The 17,088-nt window shown below is 54.9% G+C and carries 13 protein-coding genes; 1 reads left to right on the forward strand and 12 read right to left on the reverse strand.

Annotated elements, in window-relative coordinates:
* Nucleotides 1-122: 122 nt before the first annotated feature.
* Complete coding sequence (locus QMO62_RS09520; protein ID WP_284640627.1) at nucleotides 123-1,295, forward strand: MalY/PatB family protein; 1,173 nt, start codon at nucleotides 123-125, stop codon at nucleotides 1,293-1,295.
* 67 nt (nucleotides 1,296-1,362) lie between these two features.
* Here QMO62_RS09520 and QMO62_RS09525 read toward each other — a convergent pair whose 3' ends face one another.
* The 12 genes from QMO62_RS09525 to iolC form a co-directional block, all read right to left on the reverse strand.
* Complete coding sequence (locus tag QMO62_RS09525) at nucleotides 1,363-2,553, reverse strand: MFS transporter (protein ID WP_284640628.1); 1,191 nt, start codon at nucleotides 2,551-2,553, stop codon at nucleotides 1,363-1,365.
* Nucleotides 2,537-4,810: a glycoside hydrolase family 88/105 protein gene (locus tag QMO62_RS09530; RefSeq protein ID WP_284640630.1), complete on the reverse strand. Its 2,274-nt coding sequence runs from the start codon at nucleotides 4,808-4,810 to the stop codon at nucleotides 2,537-2,539. The genes QMO62_RS09525 and QMO62_RS09530 overlap by 17 nt, the downstream gene beginning before the upstream one ends.
* Before the next feature lie 17 nt (nucleotides 4,811-4,827).
* Nucleotides 4,828-6,567: a hypothetical protein gene (locus tag QMO62_RS09535; RefSeq protein WP_284640632.1), complete on the reverse strand. Its 1,740-nt coding sequence runs from the start codon at nucleotides 6,565-6,567 to the stop codon at nucleotides 4,828-4,830.
* A gap of 4 nt (nucleotides 6,568-6,571) precedes the next feature.
* Entirely contained in the window at nucleotides 6,572-7,519 is a 948-nt protein-coding gene (locus QMO62_RS09540) for a sugar phosphate isomerase/epimerase family protein (protein WP_284640634.1), read from the reverse strand.
* 31 nt (nucleotides 7,520-7,550) lie between these two features.
* A complete protein-coding gene (locus QMO62_RS09545; protein ID WP_284640636.1) occupies nucleotides 7,551-8,423 on the reverse strand; it encodes a carbohydrate ABC transporter permease in 873 nt (290 codons plus the stop codon).
* A 26-nt stretch (nucleotides 8,424-8,449) separates the two neighbouring features.
* Nucleotides 8,450-9,361: an ABC transporter permease gene (locus QMO62_RS09550; protein ID WP_284644905.1), complete on the reverse strand. Its 912-nt coding sequence runs from the start codon at nucleotides 9,359-9,361 to the stop codon at nucleotides 8,450-8,452.
* A gap of 138 nt (nucleotides 9,362-9,499) precedes the next feature.
* Nucleotides 9,500-11,107 (reverse strand): extracellular solute-binding protein, encoded by a 1,608-nt coding sequence (locus QMO62_RS09555; RefSeq protein WP_284640638.1) that lies wholly within the window; start codon nucleotides 11,105-11,107, stop codon nucleotides 9,500-9,502.
* 77 nt (nucleotides 11,108-11,184) lie between these two features.
* Nucleotides 11,185-11,400 (reverse strand): hypothetical protein, encoded by a 216-nt coding sequence (locus tag QMO62_RS09560; RefSeq protein ID WP_284640639.1) that lies wholly within the window; start codon nucleotides 11,398-11,400, stop codon nucleotides 11,185-11,187.
* A gap of 6 nt (nucleotides 11,401-11,406) precedes the next feature.
* Nucleotides 11,407-13,626, reverse strand: coding sequence for a helix-turn-helix domain-containing protein (locus tag QMO62_RS09565; protein ID WP_284640640.1), 2,220 nt, complete (start codon nucleotides 13,624-13,626; stop codon nucleotides 11,407-11,409).
* A 145-nt stretch (nucleotides 13,627-13,771) separates the two neighbouring features.
* Nucleotides 13,772-15,223, reverse strand: coding sequence for a CoA-acylating methylmalonate-semialdehyde dehydrogenase (locus QMO62_RS09570; RefSeq protein ID WP_284640641.1), 1,452 nt, complete (start codon nucleotides 15,221-15,223; stop codon nucleotides 13,772-13,774).
* Nucleotides 15,223-16,068, reverse strand: a complete 846-nt coding sequence (locus QMO62_RS09575; RefSeq protein WP_284640642.1) for a class II fructose-bisphosphate aldolase — start codon at nucleotides 16,066-16,068, stop codon at nucleotides 15,223-15,225. The genes QMO62_RS09570 and QMO62_RS09575 overlap by 1 nt, the downstream gene beginning before the upstream one ends.
* A 29-nt stretch (nucleotides 16,069-16,097) precedes the next feature.
* On the reverse strand, nucleotides 16,098-17,087 hold the full coding sequence (gene iolC / locus QMO62_RS09580) for a 5-dehydro-2-deoxygluconokinase (RefSeq protein WP_284640644.1): 990 nt from the start codon (nucleotides 17,085-17,087) through the stop codon (nucleotides 16,098-16,100).
* Nucleotide 17,088 lies beyond the last annotated feature (1 nt).

Raw genomic sequence — 17,088 nt, forward strand, 5'->3', positions numbered from 1 at the left:
CATTGAAATTACTGCATGAAGCGCAACGGAAGCCGCAAACAAAACGCTCCACAAAACAAATTCAATTTCTGTTACAAATGATGGTATAATCTAAACACTATATGAATCTGAGGTGACTTCTGATGACTTATGATTTCGACCGCCGGATCGATCGGCGTCATACCCGTTCTTATAAATGGGATCAAAACGATAAACTTTTCGGGGATCCGGATATTCTTTCGCTGTGGGTGGCGGATATGGATTTCCTTAGCCCCCCCGCCGTACGAGCCGTCCTGGAAAAGCGCGCGTCGCTAGGCGTTTACGGCTACGCGATCCGTACCGACAGCTATTTCGATGCTATCGTCAGCTGGTTCGAGCGCCGTCACGGCTGGAAGATCGATCCGAATTGGATTACCGATTCGCCGAGTATTGTGACCACATTAAGCTTGGCGGTCGAGCTGTTCAGCGAGCCCGGCAGCCAGGTCGTCCTGCAATCGCCGGTATATTATCCGTTCTACGATGTCATTCAAAGCAACGGTCGGAGGGTTGCCAAGAACCCGCTCGTCATTCGCGGCGGCCGCTTCGAAATGGATTTCGACCATCTGGAACAGCTGTTCAAGGATGGCGCCAAGCTGCTGCTGCTGTGCAGCCCGCATAATCCCGGCGGCCGCGTATGGGAACGCGAGGAGCTGTTACAGCTCGGCGAGCTGTGCTTGAAGCACGGTGTGACCGTCGTTTCGGACGAAATTCATTGCGATCTCGCGCTGTCCGGCCACAAGCATATCCCTTTCGCTTCCCTGTCACCGGAGCTCGCCGATATTACGATTACCTGCTTGGCGGCCACCAAGACGTTCAATTTGCCTGGGTTACATACTTCGTTCGCAGTGGCGTCCAACCCGTCCATCAAGAGAAAATTCGATCACCGCATCAAAACGTTAAGCCTGCATATGGCTCATCATTTCGCTCAGGACGCGGTGGAAGCGGCATACAACGAAGGGGAGGCTTGGTTGGATGAGATGCTCGCTTACGTTGAAGGCAACTTAAACTACGCGCTCGCTTATTTCGAAGAGCATCTGCCCGAAGTGAAGCCGCTGCGGCCGGAAGGAACCTATCTGCTTTGGCTTGACTGCCGCGGGCTGAACCTGGACATCAAAGGGCTGAAGGATCTCATGTTCAACCAAGCGAAGGTCGCTTTCAGCGAAGGCTCCGTCTTCGGATCCGAAGGGGAAGGCTGGCTTCGCATCAATCTGGCTTGTCCGCGATCGATCGTGGAGGAAGCGCTGGAGCGGTTCGTTCGGGCTGCCAGAAACAGATAATTACAACAACCTAAACGTAAAGCGGCAGTCCGGTTGAATGTTCCGGCCTGCCGCTTTTGATTTTCCGTTATAAGTCCACTTCCGGAACCTTCCGTTTCAGCTTCGTCTGAACAGCGCCTGACATCAGCAGAAACCCGACCGCACTTAACACGCATAGGATCGCCGTCGTCCGGTACATAACCGGGAACCCGTAGCTGTCGATCAGCCAGCCGCCGACGTTGCTAGCCGTCAGCATGGCAAGATTCGAGCTGACGGCGGCGAAGATGGTTTGACCCGTTACGCTAAGACCAGGCGGGCTTTCCTCATGAATGAAGCCAATTCCCGCAGCAACGAATAAGGCGAAGGTCACGCCGTGAAGCATTTGGGAGACCGCCAAAACGGCGAACGAAGGGTCGAGCGAAATCAGAAACCAACGAAGCCCGGCAGCCAGCGCTACAATGCACAGCAGTCTAAAGTAATGAAATCTCCTGATCAATCGGCTGGCGAAAACGAAGAGCGGAAGCTCCGACAAGGCGGAAATCGTGTTGAGTATACCGATCCTTGCAGCGGCATCCTCCCCTGCCCCAACGTAAATAGAGAAAAACACATTGTTTACGGCGGAGCCCACCGACACCCCGAAGATCAGCAGCAGAAAAAGAAGCAGCCGTCTCTGTGCAAGAAACGGCCGCAAGCCGGCAAGCAGCGATGTCCGCTTCCAGCCGGACCCGCCTTGCTGCTTATCAAACAGAAATAAAGTGGCGAGCAGGACAGCCATCAAACACCAATAAACCCAGAACATCGCCTGCAGTCCTGTGCCCCGGTACAGCAGTCCGATGCTTCCCGCCGTAACCGCGAAGCTGATGGAGCCGAGCACGCGAATGCCTCCGTAGCTGAACCCATGCTTCTCCGCATGCCTTACGGTCAGTGATTCCGCAATGGGAACCATCGCCGATGCGGTTAACGCGAGACCGAGTGCCGTTACCGCATATACGGTGAAATGCGTTCCCGCGAACAAGTACCCGAAGGCTATGAGAGGCGCAAGCAATGTGGAGAGCATCAGCAGCGTACGCTCCATACGGAACCGGTCGCACAGCATGCCCCAGATCGGCTGAATGAACAACCCCAGAATCGGGCCAAGCGAGAATATGATGCCTACCTGTGTATGGCTCAGCCCTTGTTCGGAAAACCAATAGCCCAAATACGGATACAACGCCGCCTGGCCCATGTAAAACACAAAAATATACAGGTGCATTGAATATTTGTCAGCCTCGAATTTCATGGGGCTCCTCCGACCTCTCCCTGCTCTCCGTCAGCTTGCAGATCTCGATCCCGGCCAGCATCATAATGCCGATCCCATGATTGTCATTGGTGACGGTCCGCAAATCCTCTTTATAATATTCGGCATGGAAAGCATATCTGGAGCCGCTGCAAACGCCATACACATTCCCGTGGCGGTCAATCGCCTTGCTTGTCAGCCCCTCCCAGCCGCGCAGCGCCTTGCTGTAGAAGGGCTCTACGGAGCGAAGCCAGCCATGCCGCACCCCCCGCGCGAAGGCATAGGTAAACATCGCCGTGCAGGAGGCCTCCTCATAGGCGTCGGGATCGTTCAGCACCTGACGCCATAAACCGCTCTCGCATTGCAATGCGGCCACACCCTCGCACATCTCGTTATAAAAGTCAAGAAGCGCAGGGCGGTCCGGATGCTCCTCCGGAAGAACGGCCAATATCTCGGACAGCGAGAACAGGCACCAGCCGTTTCCGCGACCCCAAGGGATATAAGTTGCGGTGTTGTATTTGAAATCGTAGACATGGGACATCACGTTCCATTCCGGCATAAACAGATACTTTTTGAACAGGATGAATTGCTTGGCGGCATCGTCGAGATATTCCCGCTTGCCTGTAATTTGGTAGTAACGAACTAAGAACGGAGTGCTCATATAAAGATCGTCCGCCCAGAGCGTATTCTCCGAATACTCGCCGGCGCAAACCCGGTAGTACGCCCCGTCCGCTTTGCGCTCAAGACGGCGGTGAATAAAGTCCGCGATGACGTCCGCCACGGCCAAATAGCCGGGGTCCCTGCTCTCCTTGTACGCCTCCAGCATAGCGGAGCCGAACGAGCCGCAGTTGTCGAGCATTCTCATCATCACCAGCTGCTGATTGACGGCGGGAAACCCGTACTTTTCTTTATCCCACAGCGAATACTCATACATATCGGTGCACAGCTTGATGTGCTCTTCAGCATAGGCAACCATGTCGCGCCGCCCTAACAGCCGTCCGGTCTGGAGCAGTCCGTACATGGTGACGCCCAGCGGATAATCCCAGCGGGCAAAATTCGTTACGCCGCTTGTCGTCCAGTTGCTGCTCAGCAGCGCATTCTCGTAAAGCGGCCGTACTCTGAGGCCCGGTGCGTCCAATTGCCAGTAGGTATAGGCATGGAAGGACTCCTCTCCCTGAGACGAGGCTTTGGTCCGGAATAAGCTCCTGACATTCCGGAGCTGATCCGGCGTATAGCTTATCTCCTGATCGAACGGACCGGCATAGAGCCACCTTTCCTCCGTTCCGCGGACCGGATGGGGCTGCACCCATTCACACGCGGTTTTACCCATGGAAGCGGAAATTTGGAACCCCCACCCCGCAGCTCCACACGTTGTTCGGATCAATACGTCATGCTCTTCCGGCTGTGTAAAAGCCGGCAGCTCATGAACAAAATCCCCGGCTTCTTCCCTGCTCATGACCTCAATCCCGTTTAGCCAGACGGTGATACGACCGGCGGTATATCCGCTTAAGCGGACTGTTCCTCCGGCCGCAGGAACCCGCAGCCTAGACCAGGCATAGGCGCTCTTTCCTTGCTTCAGGCCGAACATTCGCTCACACGGAAGCAGGGATCGCTTCTCCTTCGGCCACTCCCTTTGCGGATACCAGACGAGTCCGGTTTCCGTCTCGGGGCCCCGCAGCTCCGGCCAGGCGCCTTCCTGCCACGAATCCTCATGAAGCGCCTCCGTATGCACCCAGCCTGCCTGGCCGCTTCGCTCCCTAAAGGGCGCCAGCACGTTGAGTATCCGTACCTTGGCTTCCTCCGTTCCCAGGAGGCAACCGAAGCCTGCCGCCGTCTTCCTGACCTTGACTACGAGCGTATTCCACCCCTTAGCGAAGTCTACCCTTAGAAGCACACCCGCATCGGGCCCTTTCTTGATTTCATCCGTCACCGTGGAGCGATAGAGGAGTTTGCCGTTTACATACAAACGCACCGGTCCTAAACAACGAAGGCGAAGATCGACGGACCGTTCCGTCTCTCCCCATACCAAGCCGCACACATAGGCGTAATCGCCCAACCGGGCCTGGGGAAGACGGACGTTCATATTCATGTCGAACAAGCCTTCCTCATCCTGCAGGATCCCGTTCTCATAGCTGGCCCGGAACACGAACGGAATGGGGGGACTTGCCCCGATGTAACGACCCGCTATCGTCTCCACAATTCTTCGATCGTCACCAAGCCAATAACGGATGCTTTCGAGCTCGTCTAGATAAGTAGTCACAGATGACAACCCCTTTATTATGAGAGACGTAAAGTGAACGTATGGTCGACCGGCGTTATCAGGTTAACCAGCACCGTCCGAATCCCCGGACGAACCGGATTGACGCGGAGGACCTTGACTCGATGCTCATGAGCGCCTCCCGACAGCTCCATCCCATCGCCGCCCGCTTCGAGTCGAATCGAGCCCTCGCTCCAGAACCAGGCGTCCTTCTCAAGCTCCTGCAGTCCATCGCCCCTTAGTATGCCGTTCAGCCCGAAGGAGAAAGCCACTTGAGTGAACACGTCGGGCAGGTCATCGCCAAGTATGCGCAGCTGCCAGCTGTCCTGCTGCCGCGTAACCTCCACCTGCAGGCGATGCTTCTGCAGATGCGTAACCGGCCGTTTGTGATGCGGCAGCAAGTACCAGGGGCTGATCCGTCCCGCCGCCGATTCCGGAAGCAGCTCCTTGGGCACCGGCCCGTGGTACCCTTTCTCCATCTCGGTCCACATCCGATACCCGTGGTCCGCACGCTGGAACTGCTCCATTTCTACCAGACCGGGAGTAAACGAGGTATAGATTTGGGTTCCCAGCAAGCTCACCTCGCCGTGCCTGATAGAGAAGAAAGAGGGGGCTCTAGTCACGATGGTAGTGCTCGTATCCCCCTCGCGGTGCCTTACGACCGGCGAGCCGAACGCCAGATGCATGGCGCTATGCTGAATCTTGTCATGATGTCCGACGCTCCTACGCTTCAGCAGATCCTCGGCTACGGGGTGATGCTCATTGATTACCTTCGTATAGCATGTCGGCAGCTCGGCCCGTTCCAAGCCGGTAAGCTTGGTTTGCGGAAACAGCAAATAGCCGAGCAGCGAATGATTGTTCACAGGGCCTAAGCGGGACAGATGGTCCGCAGCCAAGTCGGACATCGCCGCAAAAAGGGGATTCCGATCATGCGCGGCCATCAGGCGATACACCAGAAAATATTCGGAAAGATCGGCCCTTTGCCCCACATCCTGCCGTTCGGAGTACTCCGTCACGACATCTCCGTTCGGATGCACAAGATACGTCATCATCTCAAGGTTACGCCGCACCGGGTCCAGCAGCTCCTCCCGCTTCAGCAGGCGGGCGGTATGGTACAGCATAATATCGTTGACGGTATTGTAGATACCATGGCTCCGCTCCGTCCATTCCCCGTCCTCCGTACAATCGAGGCCCTCGGCCAGCCATTCGTCGGCTCGTTCCACGAGAGCCTCCAGCCGGAAAATATCATAGAGCCACGCTAGGGCGGAGGTGAGGACCCAGCGATGGTTCGGCGTATGGCAGCCTCCCGTCAGCATAGCGGGAATCGCGCGCCCCAGAAATAGCTTGATCTTCCCTTCCACACCGCGAAGCTCCTGCCATGGCTGGCTCTCCAGCAGCCGGTAGAGCTGCCCGAAGCCGGTAATGACAAAGCCCGTATCCGGCGGCGAATGGTAATTGGTCGATCCGAGGGAGATGGTGCCGTCGGAATGCTGCTTGTTCAGCATGTAGTCGGCCGCCCATTCCAGTCTGGCCGCAACTGCGGTGTCGTGATAATACTCGGAATCCGGACACACCAGGGCGGATGCCATACCAGCCATATAACCGGCCGTTCCGCCGTGTGTCGGACTGGGGACTCCCGTCGCTTCGCTTATCACCCCGCCGAAATAGCGGCTGCCGGGGTCCGTCACCTGATTTGCGAGAGCGGTCCGGACGTGGTCGTCGTTCATCTTCACTAATTTTCGGTATACGTTGTCTTCCATCCTTTCACCTCGGGAGTGCAGCAATCTTACGCTGCAGCAGTGTATGGCTTTGCTCGATTTCGATGGGCTTGCAGATCGCCTTCAGCTCATAGACCTTAAGCGGGGCGTCGCGCACAATGTCCAGGAAGTCGTCGAACACCTCCGTGCCGCTGTGCACATACGGACAGTAATGGTCGGACAAACCGACCGTCTCATGAATATGGATCCCGTAGATGTACGGCTTGAGCTCACGCGCATCCTTTACGCTGTCATATAAGCCCATGCGGTCCATCATCATGGCATGCCCGAAGTCATACCACAAATAGACAGGTGCGCCCTTCAGCTTATCAATGATTGCCTTCGCCTCCTGCGGGGTCGGCATTTGATAGCAGCGTGAGCGCGTCTCGATGCCGACGGCCACCTTATAGCCCTTCTTGGCGATATAGTCACTAACCCGCTCCAGACTCTCACCGATAGTGCGAGCGTACTTCGGGCTGAGCGCCTCACGCCTCTGCAGCATCTCGGTCCATAAGCTGCGGTACGCCTCCGATTCCTTCCCCGCATCGTGGTACAGCTTCTTCAGTCTGGAATCGATATTGCCCTCGAACGGAACCTCGCCGGGATGCACGACAACCGCCTCCGCTCCGTACCGGGCCGCATAATCGATAGATCGGCAGAGCAGCTCGATCGCGCGCTCCCGCTTCGTTTCATCCTCGAAGCCAAGCAATACCGAGTCCGTTCCATAGTCCGGGTCCGGGTCATGCGGGAACGTATTGTGCACGCCGGAGATACCGATCTCCCCCCGTTCGATCATCGGCTCAATGGTTTGCAGCAGCTCTTCGGTCACGTTATAATTCAGCTCCACACGCCGGAAGCCCAGCTCCTTGATCTCTTCGATCATTCCTCTTCCTGTGGTATGCTTCTTGATATTCCAGCATGTCGAGAACGAGTATTCGCCCTTATCTGTAAACACACGGTTCAACTCCTGTTTCGTCTTAGATCGCTTACCCCTTCACGGCCCCCAGCATAATGCCGGAAACAAAATAACGCTGCAGCCACGGATACACAACGAGTATTGGAATAGTTGCGAACATCACGCTTGCCGCCTTCAAGCTCTCCGGCAAAAATTGAACCACCTGCGTGCCTTCCAGCTGCATCAGGTCGTTAATCATGTTGTTCATGATCAGCTGGTACAGCTTGAGCTGAAGAGGATACATTTTCGGATCGGTAATATAAAATAAGGAATCCATAAAGCCGTTCCAGCGGTTCACAGCATAGAAAAGACTTAACGTCGCAATAACGGGCATTGACAGGGGGATCACAATCTGCCACAGTACACGAAAGTGGCTCGCTCCATCGATTTCCGCCGATTCATGCAGACTGCTCGGAATGGATTGGAAGAAATTAATCAAGATAATCAAATTGAACGGACTGATGAGCAGCGGCAGAATCAACGCCCACATGGAATTGACCAGATGAAGCTCCTTGATGAGGATGTACTCCGGAATGATCCCTCCGCTGAAAAACATCGTAATGATGATCAGCACCATAAAAAACTTCTTGCCTCGCAAGTAGGATTTGGTTAGCGGATAGGCGGCGATGATCGACATCACCATGCAGGACACCGTGTATATCACCGTCAGCATCACCGTAAAGCTCATGGACTTCAGCATCGAGATATCCTGCAGCACCTTCTTGTAAGCCTCCAGGCTGATCTCAATCGGGAACACCGTAACCTCGCCCGACATGATAGCCCGATTGGAGCTAAGAGAGATGGAGAGAATATGCAGAAACGGAATCAAGCACAACAGCAGCGCAATGCCGATAAACAGATGGATCATGAGATCGACGGTACGATCGCTCGTTCTGGCTTTCATAACTAGGGGCCTCCTTTCTATAGGCGTTAAATAATGCCCTGCTCCGTTGTTTTCTTGGCGATGAAGTTGGCCGTCAATATAAAGATCAGTCCCACGACAGCCTGGAAGAAGCCGACACCCGTAGCTAACGAATATTGGGCGGATTGCAAGCCCATCTTGTAAACGAAGGTGCTGAGCACCTCGGAATATTCACTGACCGAAACGTTGCCGAGCACATACGGACGCTCGAAGCCGATCTGCACCAGCTCGCCGAGCTTCATAATGAGCAGCACTACAATCGTCGATTGAATGCCTGGCAGCGTAATATACCGGATTTTGGTGAGCCGTCCGGCCCCGTCCACCTCGGCAGCTTCATAAAGCTCCTTGTTGATCGCGGTAAGAGCAGCCAAGTAAATGATCGTTCCCCAGCCTGCACTGTGCCATACGCCTGTCGCCAGATAGGTGACGAGCCAGTACTGCTTGTCGGACAGCCAAGGGATGGCTTCCAGTCCCATATTCATGAGCAAGGTGTTCACCATGCCGGACTTGGTGGCGAATACCTGATACACGATCCCGCCTACGATGACCCAAGAGATAAAATGCGGCAAATAAAGAATCGTTTGAGAGAGCTTCTTGAACACCATGCTTTTGAGCTCATTCAGCATAATGGCAAGAATAATCGGCGCCGGAAACGAAAACACCAAATCCAGAAAGTTCAGCATCAGTGTGTTTCGCAGAGCCACATAAAACTCCCGCATGCGGAAAATTTCCTTGAAGGTGGCAAGACCTGCCCACTCGCTTGCGTTGATGCCCTGAAACAGGTTAAATCTTTTAAAGGCGATCGTAACGCCATACATCGGACCATATTTAAAAATAAGAAAATAAACGATCGGCAAAAACAGCAATGCGTATAACTGCCAGTTCCGGCGCATGTATACCTTGAATGCCGGCCGGCGCATCTGAGCCGCCGCTGTGCCGGGACGGTCCTGTGAAGAAGCGGTGATGTCCAAGGCGATAACCCTCCCCTGCTCCCTCGGAAGCGCTTCATGCATAAAACCGGATGCCGACTTTATGCATGAAGCTTACCTGGGATCGAATTATTTTTTCTTCATTTCCTGATAGGCTGCCTTACGTTCATTGGCAATCTCCTGACCGCCGCTGTTCAAGAAATCCTTCAAGCCCTGCTCATACGTCTTATCGAAATCCGCAGGCTTAGCCATCACGGACTTCACCAGCAGCTCGTGGTACTTATCCACCAGACTGGTCCCGTATTTGACCTCCGCTTGGATCGGTTTAGGGAAGCGCACCATTTCCACAGTGTCCGTCAATGAAATTTGGCGTGCAAGCTCAGCGTCCTTGGCATACTCGTTAGGGAACCCTTTGACGGCCAGCTTCGTATTCTTGGCTTCGTCCCCGAGGTCCTGCCCGTTGCTGATGATGATGAAGTCTCCGTTGTTGAAAAACTTATCCTTCGTTTCCTGATTATCGATACGGATCGGAATGCCGTCATCCAGCTTGTAGTTCTTGCCTTCGTCGCCGTTCATAATTGTGAAGTAATTGTCCTTCTGGGCCATGAAATCGAGATATTTGATCGCCGCATCGATGTTCTTGCTCGTCTTCGGCACCATGATATACATCCCTGCAGGAATATACTTCGGCTTCGTATGCTTCCCGTCCGCACCTGCAAACGGATCGACTGGGAACAGCTTGGCGCCTTTCACATTCGTTTCCAGAACCTTGTAAACTCCCGGAGTGGCATTGAGCGGGTTGGTGTTATCCTCGCTGAACAGACCCACCTTGCCGGTCATCACATCCTGATTCAGCTTTTTCTTATCCTTATCCAGCCCGAAGTCCGGGCTCAGCATTCCTTCATTTTGCAGCTTGTTCAGGAACTGAAGCGCTTCCTTATGACCCGGAGTCAATACGGGATAATCTCGCGACCCAAGCTGCATACGCAGCGTATACGTCTCCTCCTCCGTCAAATCCTTCTTAATGAAAGGCCATATAATCGGCTCATAAGACGACGGTGCCAGGGCCATGCCGAGCGGAATCAAGTCCTTGCCCACCTTGCCCGGATCCTTTTCTTTAAAGGCCTTTAGGGTGTTGTACACTTCCTCCGTGTTCTTCGGAACCGGCAGCTTCAGAGCATCCAGCCAATCCTGGCGGATAAAGGAGGCATACTTGCCCAGGTTCACACGTCTTGCCGGGATGGCATATTGAACGCCGTCAAATTTGCCGTATTCCAGCGTGTCCTTCCCTAAAAACGCTTTCAGATTTTTGCCGTGCTCATCCAGCGCCTTGCCTAAATCCGCCAATCCGCCCTGTTGCACATAGTTGTAGACCAAATTGCTGTCATACGTAAATACAATATCCGGCGCATCGCCGCCGCTGGCCATAAGCACATTCAGCTTCTGAACCTCTTGGGCACGCGGTACGGGGACGTACTCCAGCTTGATGTTGTTCGGATTGCCGAATTTCTCCTGCATCCACTTCGTCCAGTAGTTATCTGTAGCCGATTGGCCTGCCGGAGCGTTTCCACGGTCGAACATTTCGATTTTTAATGTAATCGGCTTTTTCTCAGTGCCGCCGCTGCCGCCTGCACCGCTTTGCGCAGGTTCATTGCTGGCGCATCCGGCAATCACGCCAAGCGCCAAAGCCGAGCTGATCGAAATAGATAATGTCTTGTTCCATTGATGTCTTTTCAAACTGAATCCTCTCCCCTTTGTGAAGTTTCGATCCGTTTCCTGCTGACTGCCTGAGCTGCATCCGGAACACAATTCGGTTATACCCCGGCTTCCCGCCGCTTGACAACAAACAAGATTCCGCGATACCAACCTATCGTCCAAAACCGCTTGTCAGGCGAAAGCAACCGAAATCCGCCGCTCAAACCGCCGCTATTCCCCTGTCTGGCGCAGCCTAGAACTGATTTCCGAAGCACCAACCGAATCCCGTCAGGGACAAAAAAACCGTGACGGACGTCACGGAAAGCCTGCTGCATTGCAGGTTACATTAATTTGCGGTAATCCCCGGGCGTAGCTCCGACGATTTTCTTGAAGGTCCTGCCAAAGGAAATCCCATGGGTGTACCCGACCTTCTCCGCTATGTCCTGAATCGGTTCATTCGTTTCCAGCAGCAGCTGCTTTGCCTTCTCCATGCGGAGCTGCACCAGGAAGTCGACAAACTTCAAGCCGAATTGCTCTTTAAACAGCTGGCTTGCATACTTCGGACTAATTTCGAAACGATCGCTCAGCTGATTCAAGCTGAGGTTCGGGTCGGTGAAATGCTCTTCGATATATTTTTTCATCGCTTCCAGCAAGCCCGTCTGGCTCTTGGCATCCCTTAATGCGACGTAATGCTGGAACAGCTCGTCGAGAGCGGCTATAAACACGGTGCTGAGTCGTTCCACCGACTCGGCTTCCGCCAAGCTCCGGACTAGCTCCGGAGCCATCCGATCCCAACCGCGGCCCAGCTCCTCCGGCATCTCCTCAAGCTCGCGGCGGAACAGGTGCACCATATAATCGAGCAGGCTCCGAATTTCCTCGTCGTTCAGACGGTCCTCCGTCATATGCTTGAAGATCTCGCGAAGCACGTCCGACCACGCCGGATTCGTCATCCTATAGTATTGAACGGCCGACGTTATGCGCTGATAATACTCGTACGCGCCCTGCGCCCGACTGCGCTGCACCTCCGAGCCGATGGAGACATGGTTGCTGCCCAGCGTCAGTCTGTGCCTAAGCGGATACATCGCTTCCAAATAAGAGGGGTGCAGAGCGGACAGCTCCCTACCGACACTGCCGACACCAACCGTTACGGAAAACTTTAAATTGTCCTGCACCCATTGCCGGAACGATTCGAGTATCCGCTTGAGCTGCTCCTCGTCGAAGCCCTCTTCCTGCCTGATCAGGAACAGCGTAGCCAGACGGTCGTTCGTTACCCATTCGGTCCAGACGGAAACCTCCCCCTGCTTGGCAAACTCGTGAATGACATTGGTCAACACGAACTTCAGCAGATGCTGATCCCGTTCGGTGTATTCCTGCTGAAAAGCTGAATAACGGTCAATTTGCGACACCGTCATTGCCAGCCGGGTAAATTCGTAATCCAGATTCAGCCGCTCCATGCGCGCCTTCCATTCGGACCAGGTAATCTCACGCTCGCCGCTCAGCAGCTCCTGATAAAATTGCTTCCGGTGGATCATCAGATCCTCCTGAAATCGCTTTTCGTACACGTTCGTTTGGTCGATCAAGCTCTCCAGCGCCTTTTCAATAAAGGAGAACTCATCTACCGGCGGCTTGCCCTGAAGAACGTAGCGCTGTTGATAAGCTTGGATCCGCTGCAAAATAATTTCAATCGGCTTATAATTCCGCCTAGTAATATACACCAGATAGACGATGCACAGCAGCAGCACGATAACCCCGATCGTAACCCATAAATAAGATATGACGGACACCCATCCGAACAGCTGCCCCACCTGCAGCCCGCTCGTAAACGTCCAGCCGAGGTAGTCCGATGGAATCTCGCTCAGCACCTTGCGGTTCTTCTCCGCCGAGTGATTGCCCGCCAAGGGGTACAGAAGCTCTTCCCGATTATGAATTTCCATGAAGGTCAGCTGGCTGTCCACCATCTCGTCAACGACCCGAAGCAGCTCGTTAGTCCGCACGTTGATGACGACGAGTCCTTGGTTGCCGAAGGGAAGCAGCGCCCGTTTACTCATCGTAATGACATTCTCCTCGGGCTCGGAAATAAATTCCCGAAACTTCCTCGGGGACGACCATTTGAGACGCGGGGATGCCGCTACTTCTTGCTCGATAAAATTCTTGTCATAGAAAAACTCCAAGGGCTCCGCTGAGCCGTGGGTAAGCACCAATCGGTCGCTGAATCTGTAAAAATAGACGGAGTGCAGCAAATACTGATTCGTCATTAAACCTTTGGCGACCTCCGATAGGCGGTAACGGACCAGAGCCTGATCAGTATTCGGCTTCGGATCGAAAAATTCGCTCACATTCGGATTCGTGACCATTTCCTTCAGCACGGTCTGTTCAATGCCGCGCAGCGTGGACTCCACCGTATCCACGACATAGGCGGACGAAATCCGGCTCGCCTTCTCGGCCTCCTTCTTGGAAACCTCCGTGACCACAAGAAAGGAAATGAATAATATGGTGGAGATCGCAACGAAAAAGACAGGAAAATACGATAGCAGCAGCCTTTTGTACCAATTATTCTGCATGGGTCACCTCACTTCAGCCAGTCGGCAGAGCTCTGAAAACGCTTAACTCCCTTTATTGTACAACGCATAGAAAAACCGGGTCAACTCATGGGACATCATGGTTGATCCGGTTGCCGGGTTTGGAAAGCCTGCAGCGTGATGTACTTTAGTACCTTGCCACCATCATTTTCTTTCTCGTATAAAACTCTACGCCGTCCCTGCCGTTCGCATGCAGATCGCCATAGAACGATTTCTTATAGCCGGAGAAGGGGAAAAAGGCCATCGGTGCAGGCACCCCTACATTAATGCCGAGCATGCCCGCGTCTATATTCTCACGATAGTGACGGATCGCTTTGGCGCTGTCCGTATACAAGCAGCCGCCGTTAGCGAATTCCGAGGCATTGGCCAGTGCAATCGCTTCGTCCAGCGTATCCGCCCGAACGATCGAGAGCACCGGTGCAAAAATTTCGTCCGACCAAATCTTCATCCCTTGCTTCACATGGTCAAAGATCGTCGGTCCGACGAAATAGCCATTGCCGGAGGCTGCGGCCGCCTTGCGGCCGTCAAGGGCGAGAATAGCTCCCTCCCTCTCGCCGGTTTCAATGTATTGAATCGTACGAGCCTTGTGGCTGTCCCGAATGACCGGTCCGAGGAACACGCCCTCCTCCAATCCGTTGCCGATCGTAAGCCCTTGCGCCGCTTCCAGCAGCCTTTGAACGAGCGGTTCTGCGACCTCGCCGACGGCCACTACCACAGAGGTGGCCATGCAGCGTTCGCCCGCCGAGCCGAAGGAGGCGTTAATAATTTCCTTCACCGTCAGATCCAGGTTGGCATCCGGCAGCACGATCGAGTGATTCTTCGCGCCGGCAAGCGCCTGCACCCGTTTCCCGTGGGCGGCCGCCGTCTTGTAGACGTATTCGGCTACCGGCTGCGAGCCGACGAAGGAGATGGCGTTCACCTCCGGATTCTCCAGCAGACCGTTGACCACGTCATGAGCGCCATGAACGATATTCAGTACGCCAGCCGGCAAACCTGCTTCCGTGAACAGCTCGGCCAAGCGGTTCGCCAGAAGCGGCGTGCGCTCCGACGGCTTGAGCACGAACGTGTTCCCGCAGGCGATCGCCAGAGGAAACATCCAGCAGGGCACCATCATCGGGAAGTTGAACGGCGTGATTCCCCCGACAACTCCGATCGGATAACGGTACATGTTCGACTCCAGCCCCGTCGCGATGTCCGGGAGCGTGCTGCCCATCATGAGCGTCGGAGCGCCGGCGGCGAATTCCACGCACTCAATGCCTCGCTGGACTTCACCGTAAGCTTCGCCGTAGCTTTTGCCGTTCTCTTGTGTAACCAATCGCGCCAGCTCGTCCCAGTGCTCCACCAGCAGCTGCTGGTAGCGGAACAGGATGCGGGCACGGCGTGGTACCGCCACCTGCTTCCACTCCTGATAGGCCGCCCGGGCTGCAGCAACCGCACGATCCAGGTCCTCTCGGGTAGACAGCGGAACTATGGCAAGGGTTTCCCCGGTAGCCGGGTTCGGTACGATTTCGGTACGCTCAGAGAGGGACGGTATCCATTCTCCGCCGATGTAATTGTGCAAGGTTCTTATCTCTGTCATTACGATCTCTCCTCCTCAAAGCCTAATAGGGCGAACTTGCGCTTCGCAGCTTCCTCCACTGCCTGCATCGGACGCTGGAACAGGCTGATCCGGTCGAACTCCTTCGGCCGATCGTTCAGCTCCTCGCGAAGCGTGTGCCCGAAGGCCATGCGCAGCGCCGTGCCGATATTGATCTTGGCGACGCGGTACGTCGTCAGCCTGCGAAGCTGATCGTCGGGAACGCCGCTGGAGCCGTGAATGACCAGCGGGATGCTGACCCGATCCTGTATGGCCTGCAGCCGGGCAAAGTCGATCTGAGCCTCCTGCGCTTCCATCCGATGCACCGTACCGACGGATACCGCCACGGCATCGATCCCTGTTTCCCGGACGAATCGTTCTACCTCCTCGGGATCGGACAGCTCATGCTTCATGGCGATGGCGGGGTCCGAGTAGCCTACGGAGCCGATCTCCGCTTCAACGGAGACGCCATGCTTGTGCGCATAAGCAACGATTTCCTTGGTCAGGCGGATGTTCTCCTCCAGCGGAAGCTGGGAGCCGTCGTACATGACGGAGCTGAAGCCGTGTTCAATCGCCTCTGCGCACGCATCATAGCCCTTTCCGTGATCCAGGTGAACGCACACGGGCACGGAAGCCTCTCTTGCCGCCTGCAGCATGAGCGGAGCCAGATAAGGCACCGGCATATGCTTCAGCGCAGGAATATTGGCGGCCAGAATGACCGGCGCCTTCATGGCCTCCGCCGCACGAATGACCGGAAGGATATCTTCATAGCCGTATACATTAAAGGCGGGAACCGCGTAGGACCGGTCTGCCGCCTGATCGGCGATTTCTTTTAACGTGACTAGCATGGTTGTTGTTCTCTCCTTGCCTTCCGAATTTAACGGTGCTGATCGATAATGCTCTGAATTTGCTCCGCCGTCGGCATGGCATCGGAGCAGCTGTGGCTCGACACGACGATAGACGCGGAGGCGGCGCCGAATTCCTGGGCTCTAGGGATATCCCATCCGTTCATCAACCCGTAGATGAAAGCGCCTGCGAAGGAATCTCCCGCACCGAACGTCTTGACCACATTCGCCGGGAACGTTCTTCCCTTGTAGCTCTCTCCTGTTTTGGTGAAAGCAACCGAGCCGTCGCCGCCGTGCTTGACCAGCACGATCTTCGCCTGCTGCGCGAACCATCGCTTTGCCGTCGCTTCATCGTCCTTCTGCAGCGGGCCGAAGGGCAGCTCCAGCAGGTCGAATTCCTCGCGTCCGCCCAAGATGACGTCGCTCTTCTCGGCGATCAGGCTGCAGTAGATCCCCGTTTCCTCGCGGGATTTCCAGGTATAAGGGCGGTAATCGATGTCGAAGAAAACGACGACCTGATGCTTGCGGGCCAGCTCTACCGCCTTGAATACGGCCTCGCGGGACGGACTTGCGGCAAGCGCCGTTCCCGAGATCATGATCGCCTTGGCCTGCGCGATATATTCCTCACGGATGTCCCCCGGCTCAAGCTTCAGATCGGCGACATTATCGCGGTACATGAGAATGCTGCACTCCGTCGGCGATTTGATCTCCGTGAAGGCAAGACCGGTCACCGTACCGGACAGATCGGTAATGACATTGGAGGTATCAATGCCCCGCTCCTCCAAATACTGCGTAATAAATCTTCCGTGCTGATCGTTCGACACACGGCCGATAAAGCCGGATTTCAACCCAAGCTTGGAAGCGGCAATCGTAATGTTCGCCGGCGAACCTCCCACATACTTCGTAAAGGTTCTCGTCTGCTCCATCGGCCGATGAATTTCATTCGCGTTCAAATCGATGCACAGACGGCCTAAACCGATAAAATCCATAGGCCGTGAAGCATCAAACGATAATAAGGTCATG

The organism is Paenibacillus silviterrae, assembly GCF_030167925.1.
Lineage (GTDB): Bacteria > Bacillota > Bacilli > Paenibacillales > NBRC-103111 > Paenibacillus_G > Paenibacillus_G silviterrae.

What these genes read in the sequence shown, in the direction of transcription:
- QMO62_RS09520 (WP_284640627.1), top strand. Translation starts at nt 123, where the DNA reads ATGACTTATGATTTCGACCGCCGGATCGATCGGCGTCATACCCGTTCT.
- QMO62_RS09525 (WP_284640628.1), bottom strand. Translation starts at nt 2,553, where the DNA reads ATGAAATTCGAGGCTGACAAATATTCAATGCACCTGTATATTTTTGTG.
- QMO62_RS09535 (WP_284640632.1), bottom strand. Translation starts at nt 6,567, where the DNA reads ATGGAAGACAACGTATACCGAAAATTAGTGAAGATGAACGACGACCAC.
- QMO62_RS09545 (WP_284640636.1), bottom strand. Translation starts at nt 8,423, where the DNA reads ATGAAAGCCAGAACGAGCGATCGTACCGTCGATCTCATGATCCATCTG.
- QMO62_RS09550 (WP_284644905.1), bottom strand. Translation starts at nt 9,361, where the DNA reads ATGCGCCGGCCGGCATTCAAGGTATACATGCGCCGGAACTGGCAGTTA.
- QMO62_RS09560 (WP_284640639.1), bottom strand. Translation starts at nt 11,400, where the DNA reads ATGCAGCAGGCTTTCCGTGACGTCCGTCACGGTTTTTTTGTCCCTGAC.
- QMO62_RS09565 (WP_284640640.1), bottom strand. Translation starts at nt 13,626, where the DNA reads ATGCAGAATAATTGGTACAAAAGGCTGCTGCTATCGTATTTTCCTGTC.
- QMO62_RS09570 (WP_284640641.1), bottom strand. Translation starts at nt 15,223, where the DNA reads ATGACAGAGATAAGAACCTTGCACAATTACATCGGCGGAGAATGGATA.
- QMO62_RS09575 (WP_284640642.1), bottom strand. Translation starts at nt 16,068, where the DNA reads ATGCTAGTCACGTTAAAAGAAATCGCCGATCAGGCGGCAGACCGGTCC.
- iolC (WP_284640644.1), bottom strand. Translation starts at nt 17,087, where the DNA reads ATGACCTTATTATCGTTTGATGCTTCACGGCCTATGGATTTTATCGGT.